This is a genomic window from Curtobacterium sp. MCJR17_043 (assembly GCF_003224315.2).
Classification (GTDB): domain Bacteria; phylum Actinomycetota; class Actinomycetes; order Actinomycetales; family Microbacteriaceae; genus Curtobacterium.
Genome location: NZ_CP126259.1, coordinates 1,851,847 through 1,877,929 on the forward strand (window position 1 = coordinate 1,851,847; position 26,083 = coordinate 1,877,929).

Below are 26,083 nucleotides of genomic sequence, written 5' to 3' on the forward strand. Positions count from 1 at the left end.
CGCCGACCCGTCAGTGGATGCGGAGCTCCGAGACCATCGGGCAGGTGAAAGGGTCGCGGGCGGCCAGGCCGACGCGGTTGAGGTAGCGGACGACGATGCCGTACGAGCGCAGGAGCGTCGTCTCCGTGTAGGGGACGTCGAGCGTCTCGCAGTGCTGACGGACGAGCAGCCGGGCCTTCTTCAGGGCCGGTCGCGGCATCGACGGGAACAGGTGGTGCTCGACCTGGTAGTTCAGGCCGCCCATGAGGAACGACACCCACCAACCGCCGCGGATGTTGCGCGAGGTGCGCACCTGGCGCGAGAAGAAGTCGACCTTGGCGTCGTGCGCGATGGTCGGCATGCCCTTGTGGTTCGGGGCGAACGAGGCACCCATCATGACGCCGAAGACGGCGAGCTGCACACCGAGGAACGCGCACGCCATGCCGAACGGCAGGAACCAGAAGAGCACGGTCAGGTAGATGCCGAAGCGCAGGACGAGGAGCGTCGCCTCGAGCACGCGTGCCCGGACGTCGGCCTTGGTGTCGGCGCCGGTCAGCACGGTGTGCACGGCGGACCAGTGCAGGTTGATGCCCTCGAGCGTCAGGAGCGGGAAGAACAGCCACCCCTGGAACCGGGTGAAGACGCTCCGCGCACCCCGGGTCTCCGCTGCGTCCTCGGGCGTGAACCGGATGACGCCGGCGGCGATGTCCGGGTCCTTCCCGATCGTGTTCGGGTTGCCGTGGTGGCGGGTGTGCTTGGTCATCCACCACGAGTAGCTCAGGCCGACCAGGAACGTGCCGACGTAGCGGCCGGCGCGGTCGTTCCAGCGCTGTGAGGCGAACACCTGACGGTGCGCGGCCTCGTGCGACAGGAAGGCGAACTGGGTGAAGACCACGCCGAGCGCGCCGGCGACGATGAGCTGGAACCACGACTCGCCCAGCACGGCGAAGGCGATCCACGCGAGTGCGAGCGTGCCGACGAGCGAGCCGAACAGCGACCAGTAGAACCCGGTGCGGCGGCGGAGCAGGTCGTGCTGCTTGACCTGCGCGAGGACGGCCGAGTAGGTGGACGTGCTCGAGCCCCTGGGACCGGTTGCAGGCCGGGTGCGGGTGTAGCCGGGCTGGATCGGGGTGGTGGTCAACGCAGACCGACCTTCCGTCGCCGCCGGTCTGCACCGGCGTGGGCTGTTCGCGCGATCGCGCTGGTCGCCACGATAGGCGATGGAGATGCGGAGTCCTGTGAGTGCTCAGGAAGGACGGAGCATGTCGCTCGGCTCAGGCCGACGGCGAGCGGCGGTCATGCCGGACGGCACGGCGACGGGCGGCGGCGGCGGACAACGCGATCGCGGCTCCGGTGATCCACAGGCCGAGCGTCAGGAGTGCGCGGCCGACGCCGGCGCCGTCGAAGTAGCTGGCCGCCGTCACCGCCCCGAACGCCGCTCCGGGCGGCAGTGCGCCACCGACGGCGGACAGGAACGGCGGCAGGAGGTGTGTGCTCACCGTCGCGCCGCTGGTCGCGTTGCCGAGGGTGGTGAACACGAGCGTGGACACGACGACGCCCATCGGGCCGAGGAGGGCGGTGATGGCCAGGGTCGACAGCGAGACGGCCACCGCGAGCAGCGCCAGCACGCCGACGACGACAGCGGGGGGCCGCGGGGACGGCGCCGGCGACCGGTCCGGCGATGACGGCCACGACGACGGCCGCGGCGATGCTCCCGATGACGGTGACCGCTACGCGCACCCGCAGGCCGGCCAGGGTGCCGAGGGAGTTCATGATCTGGGCGAGGACGAAGGCGGCGAGCGTGGTGCCGAACACGAGGTAGAAGCCCGCGATGCCCTGCCCGTCCCCGGTCACGAGCGGGACGAGGTCCTGGGTGCGGGTCACCGGGACGCCGCCGGCCCGGGCGACACCGCTCAGCATGGCCGTCGCCGCACCGGTCGCGCTCCGCCCGTCCGCGCCGGCGACGGCGAGCGTCGATCCGCCGGCAGCGGGGACGAGCGCGGCGACGACGTCGTGTGAGCGGACGAGGGCGCGAGCGGCGGCTGCGGAGTCGACCGGACGGACGTCGGCGGAGTCACCGAGCGCCGTCGAGGCCGCGTCGGCGAGCTGTGCGCCGACGACCGCGACCGGCAGGTGGTGCGGCACGGGGGCCTTCTGCAGTCCGATGTAGAGGCCGGCGAACGCACCGGCGATGGCCATCGCGACGAGCACCTGTACGACGAGGACCGGGAGGACCCGGCGGAGCGGCGGGAGCGAGGGAACGGAGGAGCGTTGGTTAGTAATCGATTCATTACTCATGGAATCGGATGATACCCTCGGGGCATGACGACGGCAAGGGGTCCGGTCCCCAGGGCAGCGGAGCGCATGGCGGGCAGTCAGCGGCGGGAGGCGACCCTGGCCGCCGCGGCCGCCGTGTTCGCCCGCGAGGGGTACCACGGGGCGACCACCGAGCGGATCGCGAAGGCCGCCGGGATCAGCCAGCCCTACGTCGTCCGGATGTTCGGGTCGAAGGAGAACCTGTTCCTCGCGGTCATCGACGGCTGTCTCGAAGCGGTCCTCGACACGTTCCGTGCGGCGCTGGACGACGGGCAACCGGGCACGGTCGAGTCCCGACTCGGCGAGGCGTACCGGACGCTCGCGACCGAGGACGGCGTCCACCTCATCGTGATGCAGTCGTACATGCTCGGTGCGGACCCCGTGATCGGGCCGGTCGCGCGGGAGGGGTTCACGCGGATCCTCCGGTTCCTCGTCGACGACGCCCACCTCACGCCGTCGGCCGCCGAGACGTTCCTCGCCAAGGGGATGCTCATCAACACGTTGCTCGGCATGCGGCTGCACGAGCACGACGACGAGGATGCCCGTCGGTTCGTGGCGTCGGTCATCGGTCCGGGTCCCGGAGGACCCGGGCTGACCGAGGTCTGACGCCGCCTGCCGGGGCCCCGGGCCGGTCGGCGGCCCAGGGCCCGCCGGGTCACCGCTCGGCGGCGCTCGTGGCGCGGGTCACGCGGTCCACGAGCACGGCGATCGCGTCCCCGGCGCTCGGACGCTGCTCGTTCTCCTCGCGGAGCCGACGGGCCGCGGCGGCATGGCGCGACCCGGCGAGCACCGCGTGCACCGCCGGCCCGACGGCAGCGGGCTCGTCGACCACCACGGCGACGTCGGCCGCGGCAGCACGCTCGGCGTTGATGAACTGGTCGGCGCCCTGGGGGAGCAGCACCATCGGGACGCCGACACTCGCGGCCGCGAGCACCGTACCCGCTCCCGCAGCGCTCACCACGACGTCGACGCCGTCCAGCAGCTCTCGCATCGGCCGGAACGGCACGTGGTGGACGTGGTCGGTGTCCTCGAGGTGGTCCCCGATCACGCCGACCGTCGCGAGGACGTCCGCCTCGTCAGGGTGGAGGCCGTCGATGATCGCCGTCAGGAGTGCGGCGTCCCCGAACACCGTCCCGAGCGTGACGAGCACGCGCGGCCGCTCGGACGCCGGGAACGGCGGCAGCGGAGTGGTGTCGCCCGGACGGCTGTGCGGCTCCGCCCGGAACGGGACGGTCAGGGGGGTGCTGCGTCCACCCGGACGCCTGCAGGGACGCCGGCGTCGGGTCGAGCAGCGCCACCGGGGGGTGACGGCACCAGGCCCCGGCCCGCGTACCGGGGGGAGCACGAGCTCCGTCATCGGACGTCGGAACGCATCGGGCACCTCCGGTCCGAACGCGACGACGGCGTACGGGACGCCGAGCGTCGCCGCGACGAGCGGTCCCACCAGGTCGACCGCGTCGGCCACGACGACGTCCGGACCCCACGTCCTCGCTTCGCGGACGGCGTCGTCGACGGTGAGGTCGACCCGCGTCCCGGCGAAGAACTCGGCGACGGCCGCGGGTTCCGGTCGGTTCGCCGGGTCGCTGCCGGGGAGGCGCCGGGCCACCTCCGCGAACAGCTCGGGAGGCATGGGGCCCGCTGCCAGGACCGGTACCCCGGGCAGTTCGGCGGCGAGGGCGTCCCGCATGCCGCCGCTGGTGAGGACGGCGACGTCGTGCCCCGCCGTCGCGGCGGCGCGGACGAGGGGGACGAGGGGGGGAGCAGGTGTCCGAGTGCGGGGACACCGGAGAAGAGGATGCGCATGGTGCGTCCTTCCAGGGTTCGTGGGTTCGTGGGGATCGGGAGGGTGCGCCGGCCGGGCGGGCACGGCGGAGCAGCCTGTCCGGCCGGGAGGCCCGACACGGCCGTGGTGGACCGGGTTCAGTCCGCGGCGAGGACGAGCGGGATGCTGCGGTGGCGCCCGACGACGAGCGGGAGCGTGCTGGCGGCCACCATCAGGACGAGGCTCACCAGCGTGGCCGGGCCGGCCACACCCAGTCCGACGTCGGGCGACGTGCCGGGGACGGTGACCCCGAGGGCGATCGCCTGCGCGACGCCGCTCACCACCAGGACGACAGCCGACACGAGCACCGCGGTCCCGACGAGGACGACCGACTCCCAGGCGGCCCGGGCCAGGACGACCGACCGGGACCCGCCCGCGGCCTCGACGAGCGCGGCCTCCTGCTCACGGGTCCGCCCGGCCATGAGCACGGTCGCGGCGGCTCCGGACAGCGAGACGAGCAGCGGTCCGCCGAGCATGAGGAGGAGGCTCTGCGGATCGAGTCCGGGTCCGTCCCCGCCGGTGGACCGCCGGACGGCGTCGGCGGTGGTCGCGAACCCGCCCGTGATGCTGGCCGGGAGCGCGATCGTGAGGACGAGGGCACCGACCGTCGCGCTGCTCCGGCCGACCGCGGAGGCCGCGGCGTTCCGGGCCAGGAACCACGACGCCGACCAGTGCGCCGGCAGGACGGCGGTCCAGGCGCGCAGCACGACCGGGAACAGCGTCGGCCCGACGGCGACGGCGGCTGCGGTGAGGAACGGCCCGATGAGCAGGACCGAGGTGGACGCACGCACTCCACCGGCTGCGAGGCTCGACGTCAGCAGGGCGGCGAGCACGACGGCGACGCCCGCGAGCGTCCACCGTCCCCAGCTCGTCCGACCCGCCGCTGCGTCAGGGTCGCGGAGGACTTCGACGGGGCGGACCCGACCGGCGCGACGGGACGACCGGAGACTGCTGAGGACGACGACCGCCGTCACGGCGACGACGACGGCGACCCCGCCGACGACGTCGAAGCGCTCGTCGAGGTCGCGGAGCCCGTCCGAGGCCGAGAGCCCGAGGTGCAGGACGGCCGGCGCGACGGGCGCGACGACGAGGCACCCGAGGGTGCTCCCGACGATGGCGACCACGCCGAGCTGGATCCGGACGACGACCGTGACGGTCCGGGACGGGACGCCCGCTAGCTGCCAGAGCGCGTACCCCCGGCGCTGCAGGTCGATCGTCAGTCGGGTCACGCTGCCGAGCACCGCGGCCACCGCGACGACCGTGAGCACCACGACCAGCGTCGCCAGGGTGCCCAGGCCGGCTGCGCGCAGCAGGTCGAGTTCGTCACCCGAGGCGATCAGCGCGATCCCGGTCTCGACCATGGCCGCCGCGACCGCCAGGGCCACGGCCGTCGCCGCGCTGACGACCAGCGCCCCGACCCAGATCCCGGCGTTGTACCGGAGGTCGCTGAGGACGAGTCGGAGCATCGTCACGCCTCCTGGGCAGCGGCGGTGAGCGCGTCGAGGACCTGCCCCGCGCTCGGACGGACGAGTTCCCGGTGGATCGAGCCGTCCCGCAGCACGAGCACCCGGTCCGCGCGGGCGGCGGCCTCGAGGTCGTGCGTCACCATCACGACCGCGCGGTCGCCGGACGCCACCTGCCGCAGGAGCCCGAGCACCGCGTCACCGGCCGTGGTGTCGAGCGCGCCGGTGGGCTCGTCGGCGAAGACGACCTCCGGGCGGGACGCCAGGACCCGGGCGATCGCGACCCGCTGCTGCTGCCCGCCGGACAGGCTCCCCGGACGGTGGTCCCCACGGTCGGCGAGCCCGACCGATGCCAGTGCCGCGTCGACCTCGGCGGTGGAGACCGCACGGTGCGCGAGGCTGGCGGGGAGTGCGATGTTCTGCCGGGCCGTCAGCGAGGGGATGAGGTTGAACGACTGGAAGACGAAGCCGACGGTGGAGCGGCGCAGGGTCTGCAGTTGCTTCGGTCGCAGGGTCCCGAGTCGCTGCCCGGTGATGGACACCGACCCGCTGTCGTAGGGCTCGAGGGCGGACAGGCAGTAGAGGAGCGTCGACTTGCCGGAGCCGCTCGGCCCGACGATCGCGACGAACTCGCCCGGCAGCACGGCGAGGGAGACACCGCGCAACACCTCGACCCGACCCTGGTCCGGGCCGGGGAACGACTTGATGAGGTCCTCTGCATGGAGGAGTGGTTCGGTCATGGCGTCAGTCCACCTCGGTCTGGTCGTCCGGTCACGGGTGCAGGCACGAGACGGAGGGTGGAGCGCGCTCCACCTCCACGGGCAGCTCCGTGTCCTTCGCCCCGGGCCGTCCGACGAGCGTCGCAGGCGCACCGCCCTGTCGGCATCCGTCGACTGACGTAGGCGAGCCGGTCGGGCCTAGTCGGCGTGTCCGGTCGCGGCGAGCGCCTCCGCGAGTCCGGCGCGGCTGCTGACACCGAGCTTCGGGAAGACCTTGTACAGGTGGGTGCTCACCGTGCGGTGCGACAGGTAGATCCGGTCCGCGATCTCGCGGTTCGACATCCCCGCTGCCGCCAGCCGGGCGATCTGCAGCTCTTGCGGGGTGAGCGGGGCGCTCGCCGACGGCGCGCCGGAGGTGCCGTTGGGTGGGGCCTCACCGGCGGCGCGGAGTTCCGCGGCGGCCCGTGCGGCGAACCCGGCGGTGCCCGCGGCGACGAACTCGGCGAGCGCCTCCCGGAGGTGGGTGCGGGCCTCCACGACGCGGCGTTCCCGTCGGAGCCACTCGCCGAAGAGCAGGCGTGTGCGCGCGAGCTCGACGGGGGGACTCGCTCAGCTGGCCCGCCTCGACGGCCCGGACGAACCAGGACTCGGCACGGTCCGCCGGAGCGAGCAGCGCCCGGCTGCGGAGCACGAGGGCGGTGAGGTGCGCGGACCGGAAGGTGCTCGCCACGGCCTCGGCCTGGGCGAGTGTCTCGGTCACCGACTCCGGCCGACCGCCGTGCACGGCGGCCTCGGTGCGGTCCGCGATGGCCCAGAGCGAGCGTGTCGGGTGCACCGTCATGTGCGTGAACTCGATCTGCGCGTCCCGGTACCGGTGCTGCCCGAGCGCGACGAGGCCTGCCGCCCAGCGTGCGTCGGCACTGGCGAGCGCGAGCCGTCCGCCCAGGGAGCGGGCCGAGCCGTCCCGGAGCGCCTGCGCGGCGGCCTCGGCGTCGCCGAGCAGGGCGTGCGCCCGCGCGAGCGTTCCGTACGCCATCCCGGCGACGAGGGGGGAGGTGGCTCTCGCTGGCCATCCGGACGGCGTACTCGGCGTCGGCGACTGCATCGCGGATCCGCCCGCGGAGCAGGAGGACCGTGGCGCGCCCGCGGAGGGCCTGGGCCTCGTCGGCCACCGCGCCGAGCTCGTGCGCGCGCTCGTAGGCGAGTTCCCAGCACGTCAGCGCGGTCTCGAGGTCCTGCAGGGACTCGGCGGCGATCGCGAGGGAGGCCATGCCGAGGGGCGAGTCGGTGAGCTGTGGGACGAGGTGCGGGAGGTCCGCCCGGGCCGCGGGAGCCGTCCCGAACGGGTTGAGCAGGGCGAGTGCGACCGGCTTCAGCGGACTCGAGGAGGACAGGCTGCGCAGCTGTGTCTCGATCGCGTGCCACTCCGCGCGGGGCAGGTTCCGCCCGCGGACGCTCAGTGCCCAGACCCAGAGGACCTCCACGAGCCGGTCGGTGTGCTCGGCGCCGCCCAGCACGGACCGGACGCGGTCCGTCTCGATGCGGCCAGCGACGGGTGACCCCGTGGTGAGGCTGAGGACGGTGCGGGTCACGGCGGTGGCGGTCACGGTGTCCGGGTCGCCGGCCAGGGCGTCCACCTGCTCGAGGAGCTCGATCGCCTCGTTCGTCATGCCGGCGGCCCGCGCGGTCTCCGCGGCACGTCCGAGCCGACGGGCCCGCCCGACGTCCCCCCTGCGACAGGGTGGCCGCGCGTTCGTACGCGCGGACCGCCTCCGGCCGTGCGCCGCGCTGCTCGGCGCGTCGGGCGACCGTCTCGAGGTCGGCGGCGATGGTCTCGTCGCGCTCGAACGTGGCGGAGGCGCGGTGCCATGCGGCTCGGGTCTCGTCGCGGGCGACCGACGCGAGCGCGCGGTGCGCGGCGGCGAGTTCCGCGGCGGTCGCGCTCCCGAGGACGGCGGACCGGAGGAGCGGGTGCCGGAAGTGCAGGGCGGCCAGGTCCGTCCGGAGGAGTCCGCGGACCTCGAGCGGCCCGAGGTCGGCCAGCCCGAGGTCCATGGTCCGCGCCGCCGCCATGACGTCCTGGAGCACGGCATCGTCGGCGGCCGCCGCGAGGACCAACAGTGCCCGGCTGCCGGCCGGGACGGCGGAGAGCTGGTCGAGGAACGCCTGCTCGAGCCGACGGGTGGTCGGGAGCCGGGTGGCGAGGGAGGTCCCGGCGGCGCCGGTGGCGGCGAGCGCGGCCGGGAGCTCGCGGAGGGCCAGCGGGTTGCCGCCGGCCTCGGCGAGGATGCGCCGACGCGCGGTCTCGGACAGTCCGCCGGCGCGCTCGGCGAGGAGGGCCTCCGCGGCGTCCTCCGGCAGGGGGGCCGAGCTCGAGGCGGGCCGCGGAGCAGGGGAGGGTACCGGTGGGTTCGTGCCCGGTGCGTGCGGTCGCGATGACCACGATCGGCGCGTTCGAGAGCCGCAGCCCGATGAAGTCGAGCACCTCGGCGCTCGAGCGGTCCACCCAGTGCAGGTCCTCGACGCGGACGAGGACCGGTCGGTGCGCCGCGGCCTCCTCGAGCAGGCCGAGGGCCGCGGTGCTCACGAGGAGGCGGTCCGGCACGGGGCCGTCCTCGACGGCGAGGGCGGTGAGCAGGGCGGCGCGCTGCCGTCCCGGCAGGGCGTCGGCGTACGGGATCAGGGGGGTGGAGCAACTCGTGCAGACCGTCGAACCCGACGGCGTTCGACCCCTGGACGCCCGTGCACCGGAGGACGCGGTGTCCGGCATGGCGGGCGTGTGCCTCGACCGCGGCGACGAGGGCGGTCTTGCCCACGCCGGCTTCGCCCTCGACGAGTACGGCGGTGCCGCCTCCGCCCGACCGGTCGAGCAGGGCGGTCAGGGCGGCGAGCTCCTCGTCGCGACCGAGGAGCGGGCGCTGGTCGTCCGTGCGGAGGCGCAGGACGCCGTCGTCCGTCCCGCCCTGGAGGCTCGCAGCGAGTCCGTCTGCACCCATCGTCGGTCCTCCCCGCCGGTTTGCGTGATCTTTCACTCAAACGTACGGGGTGCGGTCCCGGTGGGCAAGCCGAGCGGTCGCTACGGGTGGTCCGCCGGCCGCGGGAGGGTGCCGTGGTCGATGACGGTCTCGTACACCCGCTCGAGGACGTCGGCGAAGCCCGGCAACTCCGCGCTGTCGAGCCCGCTGAAGAACATCTGCTTGACGAGTTCCGTGTGGGCGGGCGTCGCGTCGCGCAGGGCCTGCCAGCCGTCGTCCGTCAGCGCGACCGCGGTGCTCCGTCGGTCCTGTTCCCAGCGGCGGAGCTCGAGGAGGCCGCGCTCGGCGAGGCGCTTCGTGTGGTGGGAGGCACGGCTCCGCTCCCAGCCGATGCGCGTCGCGAGGGCGGTCATCGTCATCTCACCGCCGGGCTCGCTCGTGAGGGCGACCAGGACGTCGTAGTCGGCGAGCGAGATGTCGCTGTCCGCGCGGAGCTGCCGGTTCATCTCGTACCGGAGCCGGAGTTGCAGCTTCATCCAGGCGTACCAGACCCGGATCTGCTCGTCGGTGAGGAACGCGTACGGCGACTCCGGGGGGCACCTCGCCGTGGGCTGCCATCGTCCGTCACCTCCCGTCGCCCGACCGCCGGACGCCCGACCATCATGGCAGGGCGTCCGGCGGGGACTGGTCCGACCGTCAGGCGGGCGGTGCGCTCGTCAGCAGGGTGTACACCTTCGCGATGACGTCGCCCTCGATGAAGCAGATGTCCATCCCGGACACGACCGGCGGCTGGCCGTCGGGGCCGAAGTGCCAGGCGAGGTACCCCATGCCGTGGTTCTCGTACACGGGGCCGGCAGGCGAGAAGACGAAGCCGGGGGCCTCGTCGAGCAGCCGCTGGGCCTTGGCGTGCAGGGCCTCGTGCCCGACGACGACCTCGTCGGGGTCGAGGAAGGCGACGTCGGGTGCGTAGGTGCGCGCGATCGCCTGCCGTCGGCGCTCGGGGTCGCGTTCGCCGAACACGTCGAACAGGTTGGCGTGCATGAGGGACTCGAGGGGTTGGGACACAGCGGGCTCCGGACGGGTCGTGGGTGGTCGGGGATCAGGGGTGGGACGGTGCGCGGTCGGTCCAGTCGAACACCAGGTGTCGGACCGCGATCGCCCAGGCGCCGTCCACGCGGACGAAGCGGTCGAGGTAGCGGATCGACATCGTCAGGAGGGTCCGCTGCTCGCCCTCGTGCAGGACGTGGAAGGCGACGCAGTACGTCTCGCCCTCGGCTTCGTCGGCGCCGGTGAAGCGGATGGTCGACTGGCCGGTGAGGTAGGTCGTCACGTCGTACTGCTCGACGAGGCCGGCGAACGTCTCCTCGAGGCGTTCCCGCCCGCGGATCGTGTCGACCGGGTCGGAGGTCGACGGGTCGCCCTGGAAGAGGACGACGACGCCGTCGTCGGTGAACACGGACGCCTCGAGACGGGCGTCGCGGCGGTCGGCGCCGCGGGCGTAGGTCGCCAGCAGGGTCCGGATCTCCTCGCGGGCGACGAGGGTCTCGAGTGTCTCGGTCACGGCTGCTCCTCGGTGGTCGTGTTCGTGGTCCCGGTCGTGGTCCCGGTCGTGGTCGTGCGGACGGACGGACGGACGGACGGGCGCGGTGGGTCGGGTCTGGGACACCACCGCGCCCGCGGCCGTCAGGCCAGGGCCGCGCGCAGGGAGGCGGTGGCCAGCAGGAGCGCGTGCTTCGCGGCCTCGGTGTCGTGCAGCGAGTTGACCATCACGAAGTCGTGCGTGATGCCGCCGAAGCGGGCGTTCGTCGCCTTGACCCCTGCCTCACGCAAGCGTGCTGCGAAGGCCTCGCCTTCGTCGCGGAGCACGTCGGCCTCTGCCGTGATCACGAGCGTCTCGGGCAGCGTCGCGAGGGTCTCGAGCGGCGCGCGCAGCGGCGACACCGTCGGGAGTGCGCGGACCGTCTCGTCGGTCGTGTACTGGTCCCAGTACCACTGCATGCCGGCGCGGGTGAGGAAGTAGCCCTCGGCGAACTCCTGGTACGAGCCGGTGTCGAACGCGGCGTCGGTCACCGGGTAGAACGCCACGAGCTTGACGAACTCGACGTCCCCGCGCTCGGCGGCGAGCAGCGAGAGTGCGATCGCCATGTTGCCGCCGACGGAGTCGCCGGAGACGGCGAAGCGGGACGCGTCGAGGCCCTTGTCGCTGCCCTCGCGGACGACCCACTGCGCCGCTGCGTACGACTGCTCGAGGGCGACCGGGTGGCCGGCCTCCGGCGACCGGTCGTACTCGGGGAAGACGACGGCGGCGTTCGACCCGATCGCCAGGTCACGGACCAGCCGGTCGTGGGTGTGGGCGTCACCGAACACCCAGCCGGCGCCGTGCACGTAGAGGATGACGGGCAGGTTCGCCGTCGTGCCGGCCGGCTTCACGAGGCGGATCCGCACGGTGCCGGTCGGGCCGCCCTCGATCTCGAGCCACTCCTCGTCGACGTCGGGCTTGAAGATCGGGGTGTCCTGGACCGCGTCGACGGCCTTCCGGCCCTCCGCCGGCGGCAGCTCGTTGAGGAAGGGCGGGGTGGACGTCGCGTCGACGAACTCCTGCGCGGCGGGCTCGAGGGCGATGCCCTTCGGGTTTCCGGCCATGGTGTTGCTCCTTGTCGGGGTGTCGGTGGGATGGGTGGGGCGGTCCCCACGTTCGCAGCAGGGCCGACGGTGCGGCATCCGTCAGCTGACGTATCCGCTCAGAGCACGCTCGTGCCGAGCTCCCAGAGGCGGTCGGCGTTCCCCCCGGTCGAGGGCGTACCGGGCGACACCGCGGTCGTGACCCGTGCCGTCGTCGAGCACCGGGGCCTCCTGGTTGTCCTCGAAGTACCGCCCGGTCACGCCGGACACGGTCGGCGAGGCGACGAGCAGCGTCGAGGTCGCGGCCCCCTGCGCCGGGGTCTTGTAGAACGGTTGCTCGATGCGGTTGCCCGCCTCGTCCATCGCGCCCATGGCGCGCAGGGTGTCGTCGTCGAGGTGCCGTTGCAGCCCGGTCGTGATCCACCCCGGCATCAGGCTGTTCGCGACGACGCCGTCCGCCGCCCACCGTTCGGCGACGCCCACGGCGAGCAGGACGTCGGCCGTCTTCGACTGCGCGTACGCCGCCCACCGGTCGTAGGGACGCTCGTCGAACTGGGGGGTCCTCGAAGTGGAACGGCGACCGCAGATGGGCGGTGGAACTCACCGTGACGACGCGTCCGTCGCCGGCCTCGACGACGGCGTCGCGGAGCCCGAGGAGGAGCGCGAGGTGTCCGAGGTGGTTCGTCGCGAGCTGCAGCTCCCACCCGACGGCGGAGAGCTGTCGATCGGGCAGCGCCATCACGCCGGCGTTCGCGACGACCCCGTGGAGCGCACCGACCCCGTCGTCGGCCCAGGCGTCGGTGAACCGGCGGACCGAGGCGAGGTCGGCGAGGTCGAGCGGGCGCGCGTGGACCCGGTCCGCCGTCCGACCCGTGCGCTCGAGCGTGGCGGTGGCCCGGACGGGGTCGCGGACGCCCACGACGACCTCGGCGCCGGCACCCGCGAGGGCGAGCGCGGTCTCGGCGCCGATGCCGGACCCGCCGCCCGTGACGAGGTACCGCCGGCCGTGCAGGTCGACGTCGGCGAGGACGTCGGCTGCGGTGGCCGACGCCGGGAAGGGGGTGCTGAGCAGCTCGGTCACGATGGTCGTCCCTCCCCGTCAGGACCGACGTGCCGCAGCGAGCGCCGCGGTCATGCCGTCGCGGTCGTGTCGGACGCCGTACGCGGGCTGGTCGCGTTCGTACCGCCACCCCTCGCTGAGGGGCCCGACGTCGACGACGTCGAACCCGAAGCGGTCGAGCAGACCGGCCACGACCGCCTTGGCGTCGGCGTCGTCGCCCGCGACCGTCAGCGCCCGACGGCCAGGGGTGCCGGCCGGGGAACCGTCGGTGGTGACGTCGGCGGCGCCGAGGTTGTTGAGCGCCTTGACGACGGAGGCGCCGGGGAGCGCGCGTTGCAGCAGCTCGGAGGTCGTGGGGTGCGGGTCCCGCTCGAGCTCGGCGACCGTGCCGGAGTACTCGGGGTAGTAGTTGCCGGTGTCGACGACGACCTTGCCCGCGAAGGCGTCCGCGGGCAGCGCCGCGTAGCCGGTGACCGGGATCGCGACGACGACCACGTCGCCGGCCCTCGCCGCGTCGGCCACCGACGCGGCGCCGGCGAGCGGGGCGAGCTCGGCGATGAGCGTCTCGAGCGTCTCAGGACCGCGCGAGTTCGCGATGACGACGTCCAGGCCGGTCTCGGTGGCGCGTCGGGCGATGTGCGAGCCGACGTTGCCGGCGCCGACGATGCCGAGGGTCTGGACGGGGGTGGGGCTGGCCATGCGGGTGCTCCTGACGTGGTGGGTGCCGTGGTCCCTCCAGGTTCCGCGGTCCTGCCCGGCCGGGGCATCCGTCGGACGACGTAACCGCGCCGCGGTCGGACCGTCGCGACACGACTGCCCGACCGCGGCACGGCGTGCGCCCTGCGATCCGGTCCTGGCCTACCGGATCTCGAAGTCGTACACCGAGTAGCCGTACGGCGTCGCGCGCTCGACGCCGTGCAGGCGGACGTACCGCCACGAGCCGTGCAGGTCGAGCCGGTCGGTCCCGCCGTCACCGTCCGTCTCGGTCGCGAGCGTCGTCCACCCGTCGTCCGTCGCGTTCCGCGCTTCGATGCGGTAGGCGCGGCCGAACGCGTCCTCCCACCGCACGACGGCTCCGTGCAGCTCGTGCTCCGCGCCGAGGTCGACCGCGAGCCACTGGTCGTCGGTGTGCCCGCTCGCCCAGCGGGAGCCGGCGTCCCCGTCGACGGCGTTGCGGGCGGGGACGCCGTCACCTTCGTCGGCCGAGGACGACACGGCCGCACGGTGTGCGAGGTCGGGGGGTCGGGGCGCCCTCGGTCGAGAACACGCGGAGGGCCCACAGGGAGACGCCGTACGCCGTGTGGCGGCGGTCGGCGAGCAGGCGGACGTACCGCGCGGACACGTCCTCGAACGGGTGGGCCGCCGTGCCGCCGCTGCCGTGCTGCTCGCCGGCGACCGTCCGCCACTCGTCGTGCGGGTCGTCCCGGACCTGGATGCGGTAGGCCTCGGCCGAGGCGGCCTCCCAGTCGACCTGGACCTGGTCGACGGGCACGACGGCGCCGAGGTCGACGGCGATCCACTGGTCGTCACGGGCGGCGCTGGACCACCGCGTGGCCCCGTCCCCGTCCACCGCGTTGCGGCCGGCGAGGTCTCCGCGCTCGTCGGAGGACGTGGTCACCGGCTTGCCGATCGCGACGTCCCGCGACGGGCCGGGCAGGACCGCTCCGTCGTCGTCGGCGTGCTCGTCGAGGGTGGTCACCGCCGCCTGTGCGGAGGCCCGTCCGACGGTGGCGGTGACGGTCGCGGTGGCACCGCCGTCACGTCCGGCGGTCACGACGCCGTCGCCGTCGACGCTGCCCGTGCCGACGTCGTCCCCGCCCGCGACGGACCACGCCGGTCGGTCCGTGGCGAGGAGGCCGCCGTACCCGTCACGGTCGAAGCCGTACGCCCGGAGCCGGACGGTGTCGGCGGGACGGACGGTCGCCGACCGCGGTGCCAGGAGCACGTCCTCGACCTCGACGGCGGAGGCAGCCGGGGTGCCGGACACGTGCACCTCCCAGATCGAGTAGCCGTACCCGGTCAGCCGCTGCGTCATGTGCAGGCGGACGAACCGGGCACTCGTGCCGACCGCGACGGTGTCGGCGTCCGCGGTGGTCTTCTCGACCGTGCGGACGTCCCGCCAGTCGTCGTCCGCGGCGTCCTTCACCTGGACGACGTACTGCTCGGCGGCGGCGGCCTCCCAGTCGACCCGCACGGTGGTGACGTCGGTCATGCGCCCGAGGTCGATCGTGTAGTCGACGTCGTCGACCCCGTGCGCGCTCTCCCAGCGGGTGCTGCGGTCGCCGTCGACGGCCTTGCCGGCGGTGTTGCCGCCGTCCGACGAACTCGCGGTGACGTCGGCTCCGGCTGCGGCGTCCGGGATCGTCGTGACGGACGCCACGACGGCGGCGCCCTCGACGCCTGCGCCGGTGGCGACGACGTACCCGGAGCCGGCGGCGGTCGTCGTCACGGTGCCGTCGGCGGCGACCGTGCCGGACCCGGTGTAGGTCCAGCTGACGTCACCGGGCAGCGCGGCGGGGTCGCCGTACTGGTCGTGGCCGGCGGCGCGGAACCGCTGCGGCGTGCCGACGACGAGCCGCTCGGTGCCGGGGGGTGACGTCGATCCCGGTGAGGACCGGTGCCGGGGCGACGCGGAAGGCGACCGATCCGTGCACGTCGCCGACGGTCGCGGTGACGGTCGCCCGGTCCGACCGCTCGCCGGCGCGGAGGACGCCGGAGTCGCTGATCGTGCCGGCGTCGGTGGACCAGGTGACGTCGTCGAGGTCGACGGTCGCGCCGTACTGGTCGCGGCCGGTCGCCGTGAACGTGGTGGTCGTCCCCGGGACGACGGTCTTCGGGTCGCCGTCGGCGTGCACCTCGATCTCGGCCAGGTGGGCGTCGAGGTGCGAGGTGATCTGCGTCTGCGCGGGGACAGCGATCTGCCCGATGACCTCGGTGCCGTCGTACACGTCGTACGTGTGCTGCACGGTGTCGGGGTTGTCGAGCACGTAGCTGATCGTCCCGTCGGCCGCGCGGAACACCTGGCTGAGCGGGTCGGAGGTGTGCCGGTCGGTGACCTCGGTGCCGACGGTGCGGTTCGACATGGCCTGGTGGTAGACGAGTCCGGCCATCGACTGTCCGGTCACGGCCGGGTCCTCGGCGTCCCACAGTGCGGCATGGACGTCGGCGTAGGTGTCCGGGTCGTACTGGCCGAGGAAGCCGAGGACGACGTTGCCGAGCGCGTCACCCATGCCGCTGAAGACCCGCGCGGCGTGCGCGGTGTCCGGCCCGGGGGTGTGGTCGGTCAGGTCGACGCCGTACAACCCGTCGATGGTGGCGGTGTCGGCGCGGAAATCGTCGACGAGGAACGGCATGAGCGGCGACGGCACCGGCCAGTCCTCCGGCAGACGGTCGGCGGTGCGTCCGTCGAGCTGGGCGGGGACGAGCGACGCCGGGAGCGTCTCCGGGGTCCAGTACCGGTCCGGGAACACCACCCGTCCGTCGTCGTCGACCGAGACCAGCAGCGTGTCGGTGGCCTGGACGTACAGGGGGGTTCGCGGCGGTGCGCTGGGTGACGTACCCGGGGTGGTTCGTCTCGACGCTGCGGATCGCCTCCTGCAGTTCACCGATCGCAGCCGGGCGGTCGCGGCTGATCGTCGCGTCTCCGTAGGTCCCGACACCCCACCACTTCTTCGTGAGCATCTGGATCCGGCCGGCGTTGCCGTCGGTGACCCCGGCCTGGCCGAGCGCCCGGGGTCGGGCCGCCATCATCTCCCGCATCAGCGCCTTCGAGAAGTCGGGGTCCCACCCGAAGTAGTCGAACCAGGGTGCGGTCGGCATCCACTGGATCCCGGAGATCCAGGCCGGGTCGCCGGAGAAGTACGTGGCGTGGGCCTGGCCGGAGTCGAACAGGATCCCGGCCTGTCCGTGCCGGTACGCGTCAGGGAACGCGCCGTTGCCGTCGTACGAGGCCGAGGCGGGGTTGCCGCGGACGTTCTGCCAGTAGTCGCGGACGGCGGCCCGTTCGGTGACGTACTGCATCGCGCCGGTGGCCTGCATGTCCTCGTCGCCGAGGACGCTGCCGAGCAGGAACAGGCCGGCTTCGGACTGGATCGCCTCGGAGGACGACTCCTGGTTGTTGCCGCCCGGGGAGGACACCCCGCCCGCGTTGGACCGGCCCTCCCAGACGCCGAAGGTGCGCAGGTGCGGGAAGCGGGCGTCGTCACGGTCCCAGTTCGCGTACTGCTTGACCACGAGGGTCGCCATGCCCTCGTACCGGTCCGCCCAGGCGGGGTCGACGCGGCCGAGGAGGGCCGTCGCGACGGCGAAGTAGCCGTAGTGGAAGTGGTTGTCGTTGAACTGCGCGGAGCCGTACGAGTCGGCGAACCCGATGAGGGCCTTCCACGTCGGGTACATGGCGAAGAAGTGCTCCTTCTCGCCGTCCGTGTACGTGTACCAGTCGGTCAGGGCCGTCTCGAGCGTGTCCTGCAGCTTCCGGGCGTCCTCGGTGGCGCCGATCTGCCGGGCGATGGTCATGTACTCGGCGAGTTGCAGGACGTCCTTGCCGCCCCAGTACGTGTCGCCGCCGTAGGTGGTCTTCGCGGCGTAGTCGTGCAGGTACCGCCGCATGACGTCCTCGGAGTACGGGTCGTCCCCGATGGCCTCCGGCTTGCTGCCGATCGGCGTGATGCCCGTGAACCGGTAGTCGAGCGTCCACCCGTCGTGCCCGACCGTCGTCTTCATCGTGCCGCGCGGGGTCGCGTAGGTGGCGCCGGTGAAGCGCAGGTTCGTGGTGGCGTCGGCGTACTGGTGCTGCAGCCAACCCTGCACGGTGTCGTGGTCGTCGCCCTGGAGGGTCTCGGTGTCGACGGACCACTGCTGCCGGACGTTCGCGGCAGCGGGGTCGTAGGAGTACGTCATGGTCGTGTTGCGCGGCACGGCGAACGCGGTCCGGTGCAGGTCGTCCAGCGTGAGCCCGGCCTCGGGGACCGCGCTGAGGACCAGGTACGGCGTGCCGGAGGAGGCCTCGAGCGCGTTGCCGGTCCGGGTGAAGGTGGTGCGGTCGGGAGCGTGCACGCCGAAGACGTGCCCGTCCTGGCGGATCTCGAAGCGGTCCGTCGTCACCGGCAGCGTGAGGGGCCGTCCGTCGCCGTCGGTGACCTCGGCTCCGTCCTGCAGGGTGATGCGCGGCGTCATGCCGTGGAACTCGAACCACTCGTACGGCGAGCCCTGCATGCTCGTGACGTCCATGTACTGGCCGCCGGGGCCGTCCTGCGGCATGCGCCAGCTGACGTTCCAGTCGCCCCAGCGGAGCGCGTCGGCCTGCTCCGCGGAGAACGTCGTGGAGAACCGCTCGGCCAGGCCCTCCGGCGCGTCGGTGAGCAGGACCTGGTCGACGAGGACGTGGGCCCACCCGGCACGGAGGTCGTCGACGACGCGCACCTGCGCGGAGCGGCCCTGGAAGCGGGAGACGTCCCAGCTGTCCCACCGCAGCTGCTCGCTGTCGGTCCCGGTGCTGCTCGCCACGACGTCGCCGTCGACGAGCAGCTGCACGGCTTCGTGGTCGGGGTGGTTCCCGCCGCCGACGAGGAACGCGAGCGTGGACCGGTCGATCGTGAAGGACGGGGAGGTGAGCGTCCCGGTCGCGCCGTCGCCGTCGGCGTCGGTGAACGAGTCGAGGAACCGGTCACCGAGCCACCCGGCGACCTCGCTCTGCCCGGTGGCCGTGCCCGACGCGGTCCGGTCGAACGCGTTGCCCGTGGCGGTCCAGCCCTCGGGCAGGCCGTCCTCGAAGTCGGCGAGCACCCGGTCGGAGGCATCCGGGGTCGGCTCGACGGTCCCGCCGACCGTGACCGGCGCCTCGAGGCGCATCGCCGTGCCGTCGCTGTTCCAGCGCGTCGGGATGGTGACCTTCGTCCCGGCGGCGCTGTTCGACGAGACGAACGGGTACGCCCACATGTCGCCGGAGTACCTGCTGACGAGCAGGTCGGTCCACCACTGGTTCGTCGGGACCGGCTTGCCCGCCTGCGACGGGTCGATGTACAGCCGCTGGTCGAGCGTCTTCTGCACGTCGGCGCTGTCCGTGATGCTCGCCGGCGGGGTCGGGGCGTAGGACCCGTCACCGACCCGCACACCGTCGGCGGCCGGACCGACCGCCGGGGTCCCGGCGTCCTGCTCGCCGACGGCCGCGGTCACGCCGGCCGGAGACCGCGGGACGTCCACGGTGGCGGTGGCGGCCGCAGCGGGAGGGCCGACGAGCGCGAGCAGGGTGACCGCGGTCAGGGCGGAGGCGGTGACGGCGAGGACGGACCTCGTGCGGACGGCGGGACGCGGTGAGCTCACCGGGGACTCCTGTCGGAGGGGCGGGCCGGACACGGCGGACTCCGCGGTGCTCGGCTGGGGCTGTGGTGCGGGACCTGCACCCGGACTGATCGGCAGGGCTCGACGATCCGTCAGCGGTCCCACGTCCTGGATCCTGACGGCGTCCGGGGTCACGCACACGGGTGGGGGGCCGGACTCCCGTGGTGGAGCCGACTCCACCGTCGACCGGTCGCCGTCACCCTGGTGGTGGTGCGCCTCCGCGCCCTACCGTGGGCGGGTGACGAGCACGGACCGGACCGATCCACCGACGCGCACGGGCGCCCCGCCCCGTCGGACCGGGCCGTCGACCGGGCCGGCGTGGACCGTCCCGCCGTGGACGTTCCTCCTGTCGGGCACGCCGTGGCGAGCGCTGCTCGACGTCACCCTCACCGCGGCGCTCGGACTCGTCGTCGTCGCACCCGTCGTGGCCACCTGGTTCCTCGCCCCCGTCTGGGCCGTCACGGTCGCCCGGGTCGGTCGCCGCCTGCCGGTCGTGCTCGGACTGCCCCGCATCCCGGACCCCCCGGTCGTCCGGACGGGTCCGCCACACCACCCTGCGTGGACGGTTCCGCGACCCGCTCGCCTGGTCCGAACTCGGCTACCTGCCCGTGTTCCTCCTGGTCGCCGGGATCGGCTTCGCACTGGTCGTCCTGACCCTCGTCAGCGTCGGCGTCGCCGTGGGGGGCCGCCACCGGGGCGCGCCTGCAGGACGACGACGTCGTCCGGACCTGGCTCGACGGCCTCCGGCTCAGCCCACCCGTGGAGCTCGCGGGCGCCCTCGTCGTGCTCGTCGTCCTGCTGTACGCGGTCACCGCCCTCGCGACCGCACACGACCTGGTCGCCCGGGCACTCCTCGGCGACCGGACCGGCGAACTCGAACACCGCGTCGAGGAACTCACCGACTCGCGGCGGGCGCTCCTCGACGGGTTCGACGCCGAGCGGCGACGCATCGAACGCGACCTGCACGACGGCGCACAGCAGCAGCTGACGATCCTGTCGATGAACATCGGTCTGCTCGCGGTCGACCTCGACGCCGCCGAGCGGGACGGCCGGGACCTCGGCACCCTGCGGCAGGCCCTCGACCGCATCAGCGGCAACGTCGACGACGCCGTCGACGCCCTGCGCGCGACCATCCGCGGGATCCACCCCCCGCGTCCTCGTCGACCACGGTCTCGGCGCCGCCGTCGACGAACTCGCCGCGCGCTCCCCCGCTGGCCGTGCGCGTGGCCGTCGACCTGCCGGTCCGACCGCCCGCACGGGTCGAGACCGCGGCCTACTTCGTCGTGAGCGAGGCACTGACGAACGCCGGTCGACACGGCGGGGCGGCCACCGTGCAGGTGACCGCCGGGACCACCGACGACCGGTTCTGGCTCGAGGTCGCGGACGACGGCGTCGGGGGGAGCCGTGTCCTCGCCCGGAGGCGGCCTGGACGGACTCCGGGAACGCGCGGCCGTCCTCGGCGGGTCGTTCCACGTCGAGAGCCCCGTCGGCGGCCCGACCGTGCTGCGGTTCAGCGTGCCGACGCACGGCGAGCACCTGCGGGACCGTCCCGACGTGGTTCGATGGCGCTCGTGAAGATCTTCGTGGCGGAGGACGCCGTGCTCCTCCGGGAGGGCCTGGTCAGTCTGCTGGAGCGCTCCGGTCACACCGTGGTCGGCACCGCGGCGGACGCCGGCGCCCTGGTCCAGGGTGTCTCGGCGCTCGCCGCGGCGGGGGAGCGGCCGGACCTCGTGCTCACCGACGTCCGGATGCCGCCGTCCGGGACCGACGACGGCCTCCGCGCCGCGATCGCGCTCCGCCGCGAGCACCCCGACCTGCCCGTCGTCGTGCTGTCGCAGGTCGTCGCGGGCGCGTACGTGCAGGACCTGCTCGACGACGGACGCGGCGGGGTCGGGTACCTGCTCAAGGACCGCGTCGGGAAGGTCGCCGCCTTCCTCCGGTCGCTCGAGACGGTGGCGGACGGCGGGGTGGTCGTCGATCCGGACGTCGTGCGCCACCTCGCCCGTGGTCGGACGACCGACAGCCCGCTGGCCCGGTTGACGGCACGCGAGACCACGGTCCTGACGCTCATGGCCGAGGGAGCCGCGAACGCCGACATCGCCCGCGAGCTGCACCTGTCGGACGCCGCGGTCGCGAAGCACGTCGGCAACGTCTTCACCAAGCTCGACCTCGCACCGGACGACGCGAACCGACGGGTCCGTGCGGTGCTCACCTACTTGCGCGAGACGCGCTGACGTGCCCACGACCGAGGAGGCGTGACGTGACGACGATCGGTCTGCGGCGGATGGTCCCCCCGCGACCCGACCCAGCGGCACCGTGCCGCGAGCCCCCTGGAGCTGCTGTTCGACCTGGTGTTCGTGGTCGCGGTCGGCCTCGCGGCGACGGACCTGCACGAGATCGAGGCGGAGGGCGAGGTGACGTCGGCGGTCCTGTCGTACGGCCTGGTGTTCTTCTCGATCTGGTGGGCGTGGATGAACTTCACGTGGTTCGCCACCTCGTTCGACACCGACGACTGGCTGTACCGGGTGATGACGGTGGTCCAGATGGCGGGCGTGCTCGTCCTCGCCGCCGGGGTGCACGCCGTCATGGTCGACGGCGACTTCACGGTCGGGATCACCGGGTACGTGGTCATGCGGCTGGCGCTCGTCGGCCAGTGGGTCCGGGCCGCGGTGTCGTCGGCGCGCTACCGACCGAGCGCCGTCCGGTACGCCGTGGGCGTCACCGGCGTCCAGGTCCTCTGGGTCGCGTCGCTCGCCCTGCCGCACGACCTGCGGCCGTTCGCGGCGCCGTTGCTCATCCTCGGCGAACTGCTCGTGCCGGTCTGGGTCGAGTCGCGGTCGGAGACGACGCCGTGGCACACCCACCACCTGGCGGAGCGGTACTCGCTGTTCACGCTCATCGTCCTCGGCGAGGGGCTGCTCGCATCGGCGAACGCCGTGATCGACGCCATCGAGCACACCGAGCACCTCGGCTCCCTGCTCACCCTCGCGGGCTGCGGACTGGTCATCACCGTCGGGATGTGGTGGATCTACTTCTCGCGCGAGCAGCACGACCACATCCGTGACCTGCGGTCGGCGCTCGTGTTCGGCTACGGGCACTACCTCGTCTTCGCGGCCGCGGGTGCGTTGCCGGCGGGGATCGAGGTCGCGGTGCTCGCCGACGACGGTCGGGTGCACCTGAGCTCCGTCGCCGTCGCCGCGACCGTCGCCGTCCCGGTCGCGCTGTTCGTGCTGTCCATCTGGGCGCTCGCCATCCGACCGTCACTGCCGCAGCGGGCGAACACGGCCGTCGTCGTGCTGTCGGTCGCGGTGCTCGCCTCGATCGCGGTCCCGGCGGTGTCGCTGCCGGTCACCGCCCTGCTCGTCGCGGCCGTGGTGGTGACGCTCGAGGTCGCCTCTCCGCGGGGTGCCCGGGCGCAGAGCGTCCCCGTCGCCGCGCACTGACACGTCGACCGATCGGCGGCGGCCGCCAGGCGGCAGCGCGTGGGAGGAGGCCGCAGCCGCCCGGACCGGCGGTGCTCAGCGCACCCGCCGTCGCGCCAGCGCGAGCCGCCCGGCCCGGTACGCCAGGCCGACCGCCGTCACGGCCACACCGCCGACGATCGAGGTGAGCGGCAGCGCGGCGACGAGGACGACGCACCCCACCACGCCGACGACGGCCAGGAGGCGCGGGTACCGCCGGTCCTGCCGCTCCTGCGTCCACGCGGCCACGTTCGCGACGGCGTAGTACAGCAGGACGCCGAAGGACGAGAAGCCGATCGCCCCGCGCAGGTCGGTGACGGCGACGAGCACGCACACGGCGACGCCGATGGCGAGTTCCGCCCGTGCCGGCACCTGCCAGCGCGGGTGCACGGCGGCGAACCAGCCGGGCAGGTCCCGGTTCCGCGCCATCGCCAGACTGGTCCGGCCGACGCCGGCGATCATCGCGAGGAGCGCGCCGAGCGACGCGGCCGCCGCCCCGACCTGCACGACGACGCCCGGCCACGGCAGTCCGGCGGTGTCGACGACGGACCGGAGGGGCGCGGCGGAGGAGGCCGTGCCTCCCGGCCCGAGCGCGTGCACGGTCGCGACCGCGACGAGCGCGTAGACGACGAGCGTGATCGTCAACGCGGTCACCACGGCCCGCGGGATGGTCCGGGCGGGGTCGACGACCTCTTCCCCGAGCGTGGCGATGCGGGCGTAGCCGGCGAAGGCGAAGAACAGGAACCCGGCGGCCTGCAGGACGCCGAGCGGTGCCGCGGGCGTACCCGGGTCCGCCGCGGTCGACCCGGTCGAGGTCGTGCCGATCACGACCACGACGGTCAGCGCGACGAGCGAGACGCTGACGAGCACGCGCGTGAGCAGCGCCGTCCGCGTGATGCCGAACGTGTTCACGACCGTGAGCACCACGACCGCGGCGATCGCGACGGGCTTCTGCCACGGCTCCGGTACGACGTAGGCGGCGAAGGTGATCGCCATCGCCGCCGAACTCGCGGTCTTGCTGATCACGAAGCCCCATCCCGCGGCGAAGCCGGCCCACGGCCCGAGTCGCTCCCGCCCGGACACGTAGGCGCCGCCGGACGTCGGGTACCGGGCTGCCAGCTGCGCCGACGAGGTGGCGTTGCAGAAGGCGACGACGCCCGCCAGGACGAGGGCGGGGAACAGCCCCGTCCCGGCAGCGGCGGCCGCGGGGGGCGAACGCCGCGAACACGCCGGCGCCGATCATCGAGCCGAGACCGATCGTGACGGCGTCGGACAACCGGAGACGACGGGCCAGGGGGCCGGTCAGGGGAGCGTGGTGCACGTCCGTCACCGTGCCACAGCCGGGTGAACGGGGCGTTGCCCGGTGTCAGGCGGCGTGGCGTCCCAGCGAGACGGCCTCGAGCGGGGTGTCCTGCAACTGCCGACCGCGGAACCACCGGAGGAGCCAGTCCGCCGGTGACCCGGAGAGCCCGGCCGGCAGACCACCGCGTCGCTGCAGGAAGTCGCTGAAGCCGGGCTCGTCGCGGACCTCGACGTCGGAGGGGGTGCCGAAGGCCATCGACCAGCCGTCGAAGCGGCGCGTGTCGATCTCCTCGCGGCTGAGCGAACGGACGTCGGTGTGGCGGGGGGTCGCGCTGGATCGCGCCGAAGCGGTCCTCGACGCTCCACGCCGGCCCCTCGAGGACCTGCATGAAGCGTCCCTCCTTGGCGACGAGGAGCCCGGAGACGCCGAGCGCGTCGTTCTTCAGGCGGGCGTCCCGCAGCAGGTCGACGAGCTGCGCGTCGGTGAGGTCGTCGACGGCGACGGACATGTAGACGAGGGAGAGCATCGCTTCACTCTCGTGCACGACCTCCGGAGGGGTCAACCGGGCGTCCGTTTGATCGCCGGATCCCGCACCGAGCCGTCGGACGCGACCGCACCGACGGTCGCACGGTCCTGACCGGCACGGCGCGGACGCCGCCCGCGTCGCCTGCCGTTCACCCGTCCTGCCTACCGTCGCCGGTGATGCCCTCGCCGCAGCACGGACCCTTCCGCACCGACGTCCACGCGATCCGCGCCCTGGCCGTCGTGCTCGTGGTCGGCTACCACCTCGACGCCGGGGTGGTCCGGGGCGGGTTCGTGGGGGGTAGACGCCTTCTTCGTGGTGTCGGGCTTCCTGATCACCGGGCAGCTCGTCCGCGAACTGCAGGCCCGCGACGGCGTCGACCTGCCGGGCTTCTGGGCACGCCGGGCGCGTCGGCTCGTCCCGTCGGCGCTCGTCGTCCTCGCCGTCACCGCGCTGGCATCGTGGCTGCTGTCCCCGCGGGAGGACTGGCCGGGCCTCGGCCTGCACCTCGCCGCGAGCGTCGGGTACGTGGAGAACTGGGCACTCGCGGCGGCGAGCACCGACTACCTGGCCGCCGGCAGCCCCTCGACCCCGTTCGAGCACTTCTGGTCGCTCGGCGTCGAGGAACAGTTCTACGTCGTGTGGCCCCTCCTGCTGCTCGCCGCCTGGCGGGTCGTCCGCCTCGTGCGACGACGGCACCCCACCCCGCGACCGTCCGGCCGTCCGCAGCTGGCCGCCGTGGCGGTGGTCGTCACACTCGTGTCCGTCGCGTCGGCTGTCTGCTCCGTGGTGCTCACCGCGACGGACCCCGCCCCCGCCTACTTCTGGCCGCACACCCGCGCGTGGGAGTTCGGCGTCGGAGCGCTGCTCGCACTCGTCCCGGCACCCGGGCCGGCGTCCGCCAGAGCCCGGGTCCGGACCGGTCTCGCCACCACCGGGTGGCTCGGTCTGGTCGCCTGCGGGGTGTTCCTCCACCCGGACGTGCCCTACCCCGGCACCGTTGCCGTCCTGCCCGTCGCCGCCACCGCGATCGTCATCGTGACCCGCGCCGAGACCGGCGTCCTCGCCCGTCTCGCCGTGCTGCCGCCCGTCCGCTGGCTCGGACGGGTCTCCTACCCGCTGTACCTCTGGCACTGGCCCGTCGTCCTGCTGCTGCCACGCGCCCTCGAGCGCGTCGGGGTCGCCGACCCGCCGTCGCCGGTCCGTACCGCCGCGGTCGTCCTGCTGTCCGCGGGGCTCGCGCACGGCACCGCCGTCCTCGTGGAACGTCCGGTGACGGCCGGGAGGCTCGCCCGCCTCCGCCCACGGGCCACCTTCGCCGTCGTGGCGGTGGGCATGGCCCTGGTGCTGCTCGCGCCGACCGCCGGGTGGACCGTGCTGACCGGTCAGCTCCGCGAGGACCGTGCACTCGCCGCCGAGCTCGGCGGCGCCCCCCCGGATCCTCTCCGGGGACGACCTCCGGTCCCGCGACGGGGTCCTGCTGGGGAGCCGCCGCCATCGC

The 26,083-nt window shown here is 73.7% G+C and carries 21 protein-coding genes and 6 pseudogenes; 6 read left to right on the forward strand and 21 right to left on the reverse strand.

Going from position 1 to position 26,083, the window contains the following annotated elements; all coding sequences use genetic code 11:
• Positions 1–10: 10 nt before the first annotated feature.
• Together DEJ15_RS09625 and DEJ15_RS09630 are read right to left on the reverse strand one after the other, a co-directional pair.
• Positions 11–1,120 (reverse strand): fatty acid desaturase family protein, encoded by a 1,110-nt coding sequence (locus tag DEJ15_RS09625; protein ID WP_110825380.1) that lies wholly within the window; start codon positions 1,118–1,120, stop codon positions 11–13.
• 155 nt (positions 1,121–1,275) lie between these two features.
• The gene (locus DEJ15_RS09630) at positions 1,276–2,277 is read right to left on the reverse strand and encodes a hypothetical protein (protein WP_284174889.1); all 1,002 of its coding nucleotides are present in this window, start codon (positions 2,275–2,277) and stop codon (positions 1,276–1,278) included.
• Between the two features lie 24 nt (positions 2,278–2,301).
• Between DEJ15_RS09630 and DEJ15_RS09635 the strand changes: the two genes are divergently transcribed.
• Entirely contained in the window at positions 2,302–2,901 is a 600-nt protein-coding gene (locus tag DEJ15_RS09635; RefSeq protein ID WP_110825382.1) for a TetR/AcrR family transcriptional regulator, read from the forward strand.
• A 49-nt stretch (positions 2,902–2,950) separates the two neighbouring features.
• Here the strand turns inward: DEJ15_RS09635 and DEJ15_RS09640 are convergent, their stop codons facing one another.
• The 5 genes from DEJ15_RS09640 to DEJ15_RS09660 all read right to left on the reverse strand — a co-directional run bounded on the left by DEJ15_RS09640 (position 2,951) and on the right by DEJ15_RS09660 (position 7,335).
• Positions 2,951–4,162 (reverse strand): glycosyltransferase, encoded by a 1,212-nt coding sequence (locus tag DEJ15_RS09640; RefSeq protein WP_349814684.1) that lies wholly within the window; start codon positions 4,160–4,162, stop codon positions 2,951–2,953.
• Positions 4,163–4,215: 53 nt separating this feature from the next.
• Complete coding sequence (locus DEJ15_RS09645; protein WP_110825384.1) at positions 4,216–5,583, reverse strand: ABC transporter permease family protein; 1,368 nt, start codon at positions 5,581–5,583, stop codon at positions 4,216–4,218.
• A gap of 2 nt (positions 5,584–5,585) precedes the next feature.
• Positions 5,586–6,320, reverse strand: coding sequence for an ABC transporter ATP-binding protein (locus DEJ15_RS09650; protein ID WP_110825385.1), 735 nt, complete (start codon positions 6,318–6,320; stop codon positions 5,586–5,588).
• 177 nt (positions 6,321–6,497) lie between these two features.
• The gene (locus DEJ15_RS09655) at positions 6,498–6,836 is read right to left on the reverse strand and encodes a response regulator transcription factor (protein WP_284174892.1); all 339 of its coding nucleotides are present in this window, start codon (positions 6,834–6,836) and stop codon (positions 6,498–6,500) included.
• Complete coding sequence (locus DEJ15_RS09660; RefSeq protein ID WP_284174894.1) at positions 6,733–7,335, reverse strand: hypothetical protein; 603 nt, start codon at positions 7,333–7,335, stop codon at positions 6,733–6,735. The genes DEJ15_RS09655 and DEJ15_RS09660 overlap by 104 nt, the downstream gene beginning before the upstream one ends.
• 827 nt (positions 7,336–8,162) lie before the next feature.
• Here DEJ15_RS09660 and DEJ15_RS09665 point away from each other — a divergent pair.
• Positions 8,163–8,738 (forward strand): hypothetical protein, encoded by a 576-nt coding sequence (locus DEJ15_RS09665; protein ID WP_284174895.1) that lies wholly within the window; start codon positions 8,163–8,165, stop codon positions 8,736–8,738.
• 254 nt (positions 8,739–8,992) lie between these two features.
• Here the strand turns inward: DEJ15_RS09665 and DEJ15_RS18320 are convergent.
• The 11 genes and pseudogenes from DEJ15_RS18320 to DEJ15_RS09710 all read right to left on the reverse strand — a co-directional run.
• Positions 8,993–9,295: pseudogene (locus DEJ15_RS18320) on the reverse strand (ATP-binding protein); the annotation flags it as partial.
• A gap of 80 nt (positions 9,296–9,375) precedes the next feature.
• Positions 9,376–9,810, reverse strand: coding sequence for a MarR family winged helix-turn-helix transcriptional regulator (locus tag DEJ15_RS09670; protein WP_284174896.1), 435 nt, complete (start codon positions 9,808–9,810; stop codon positions 9,376–9,378).
• Between the two features lie 160 nt (positions 9,811–9,970).
• Positions 9,971–10,339 carry a nuclear transport factor 2 family protein gene (locus DEJ15_RS09675; protein ID WP_258365965.1) on the reverse strand — a complete coding sequence of 123 codons (369 nt, stop codon included), beginning with the start codon at positions 10,337–10,339 and terminating at the stop codon, positions 9,971–9,973.
• Between the two features lie 34 nt (positions 10,340–10,373).
• Positions 10,374–10,835: a nuclear transport factor 2 family protein gene (locus DEJ15_RS09680; RefSeq protein ID WP_181419583.1), complete on the reverse strand. Its 462-nt coding sequence runs from the start codon at positions 10,833–10,835 to the stop codon at positions 10,374–10,376.
• Positions 10,836–10,957: 122 nt separating this feature from the next.
• Positions 10,958–11,917 carry an alpha/beta hydrolase gene (locus DEJ15_RS09685; RefSeq protein WP_110825389.1) on the reverse strand — a complete coding sequence of 320 codons (960 nt, stop codon included), beginning with the start codon at positions 11,915–11,917 and terminating at the stop codon, positions 10,958–10,960.
• An 81-nt stretch (positions 11,918–11,998) separates the two neighbouring features.
• Positions 11,999–12,379, reverse strand: coding sequence for an SDR family NAD(P)-dependent oxidoreductase (locus tag DEJ15_RS09690; RefSeq protein ID WP_284174897.1), 381 nt, complete (start codon positions 12,377–12,379; stop codon positions 11,999–12,001).
• A 157-nt stretch (positions 12,380–12,536) separates the two neighbouring features.
• Positions 12,537–12,977, reverse strand: a pseudogene (locus DEJ15_RS18325) (SDR family NAD(P)-dependent oxidoreductase); the annotation flags it as partial.
• Between the two features lie 18 nt (positions 12,978–12,995).
• Positions 12,996–13,724: pseudogene (locus tag DEJ15_RS09695) on the reverse strand (NADPH-dependent F420 reductase); the annotation flags it as partial.
• Between the two features lie 90 nt (positions 13,725–13,814).
• Positions 13,815–14,171: a discoidin domain-containing protein gene (locus DEJ15_RS09700; RefSeq protein ID WP_284174898.1), complete on the reverse strand. Its 357-nt coding sequence runs from the start codon at positions 14,169–14,171 to the stop codon at positions 13,815–13,817.
• Positions 14,146–15,405, reverse strand: coding sequence for a discoidin domain-containing protein (locus DEJ15_RS09705; RefSeq protein ID WP_284174899.1), 1,260 nt, complete (start codon positions 15,403–15,405; stop codon positions 14,146–14,148). Before DEJ15_RS09705 ends, DEJ15_RS09700 begins: the two co-directional genes overlap by 26 nt.
• A 773-nt stretch (positions 15,406–16,178) precedes the next feature.
• Positions 16,179–19,277, reverse strand: a complete 3,099-nt coding sequence (locus DEJ15_RS09710) for a glycosyl hydrolase (RefSeq protein ID WP_284174900.1) — start codon at positions 19,275–19,277, stop codon at positions 16,179–16,181.
• Positions 19,278–20,054: 777 nt separating this feature from the next.
• Between DEJ15_RS09710 and DEJ15_RS09715 the strand changes: the two genes are divergently transcribed.
• From DEJ15_RS09715 to DEJ15_RS09725, 3 genes are all read left to right on the forward strand, one after another.
• A complete protein-coding gene (locus tag DEJ15_RS09715; RefSeq protein WP_284174901.1) occupies positions 20,055–20,582 on the forward strand; it encodes a histidine kinase in 528 nt (175 codons plus the stop codon).
• Complete coding sequence (locus DEJ15_RS09720; protein ID WP_349814685.1) at positions 20,513–21,529, forward strand: response regulator; 1,017 nt, start codon at positions 20,513–20,515, stop codon at positions 21,527–21,529. The genes DEJ15_RS09715 and DEJ15_RS09720 overlap by 70 nt, the downstream gene beginning before the upstream one ends.
• 117 nt (positions 21,530–21,646) lie before the next feature.
• On the forward strand, positions 21,647–22,738 hold the full coding sequence (locus tag DEJ15_RS09725) for a low temperature requirement protein A (RefSeq protein WP_284174902.1): 1,092 nt from the start codon (positions 21,647–21,649) through the stop codon (positions 22,736–22,738).
• A gap of 75 nt (positions 22,739–22,813) precedes the next feature.
• Here DEJ15_RS09725 and DEJ15_RS09730 read toward each other — a convergent pair.
• The 3 genes and pseudogenes from DEJ15_RS09730 to DEJ15_RS18330 all read right to left on the reverse strand — a co-directional run.
• A pseudogene (locus DEJ15_RS09730) lies at positions 22,814–23,999 on the reverse strand (APC family permease).
• Between the two features lie 123 nt (positions 24,000–24,122).
• On the reverse strand, positions 24,123–24,314 hold the full coding sequence (locus DEJ15_RS09735) for a hypothetical protein (protein WP_284174903.1): 192 nt from the start codon (positions 24,312–24,314) through the stop codon (positions 24,123–24,125).
• A 79-nt stretch (positions 24,315–24,393) separates the two neighbouring features.
• Positions 24,394–24,585 (reverse strand): annotated as a pseudogene (locus tag DEJ15_RS18330) (BLUF domain-containing protein); the annotation flags it as partial.
• A gap of 279 nt (positions 24,586–24,864) precedes the next feature.
• Between DEJ15_RS18330 and DEJ15_RS18335 the strand changes: the two are divergent.
• Positions 24,865–25,800, forward strand: a pseudogene (locus DEJ15_RS18335) (acyltransferase family protein); the annotation flags it as partial.
• Positions 25,801–26,083 lie beyond the last annotated feature (283 nt).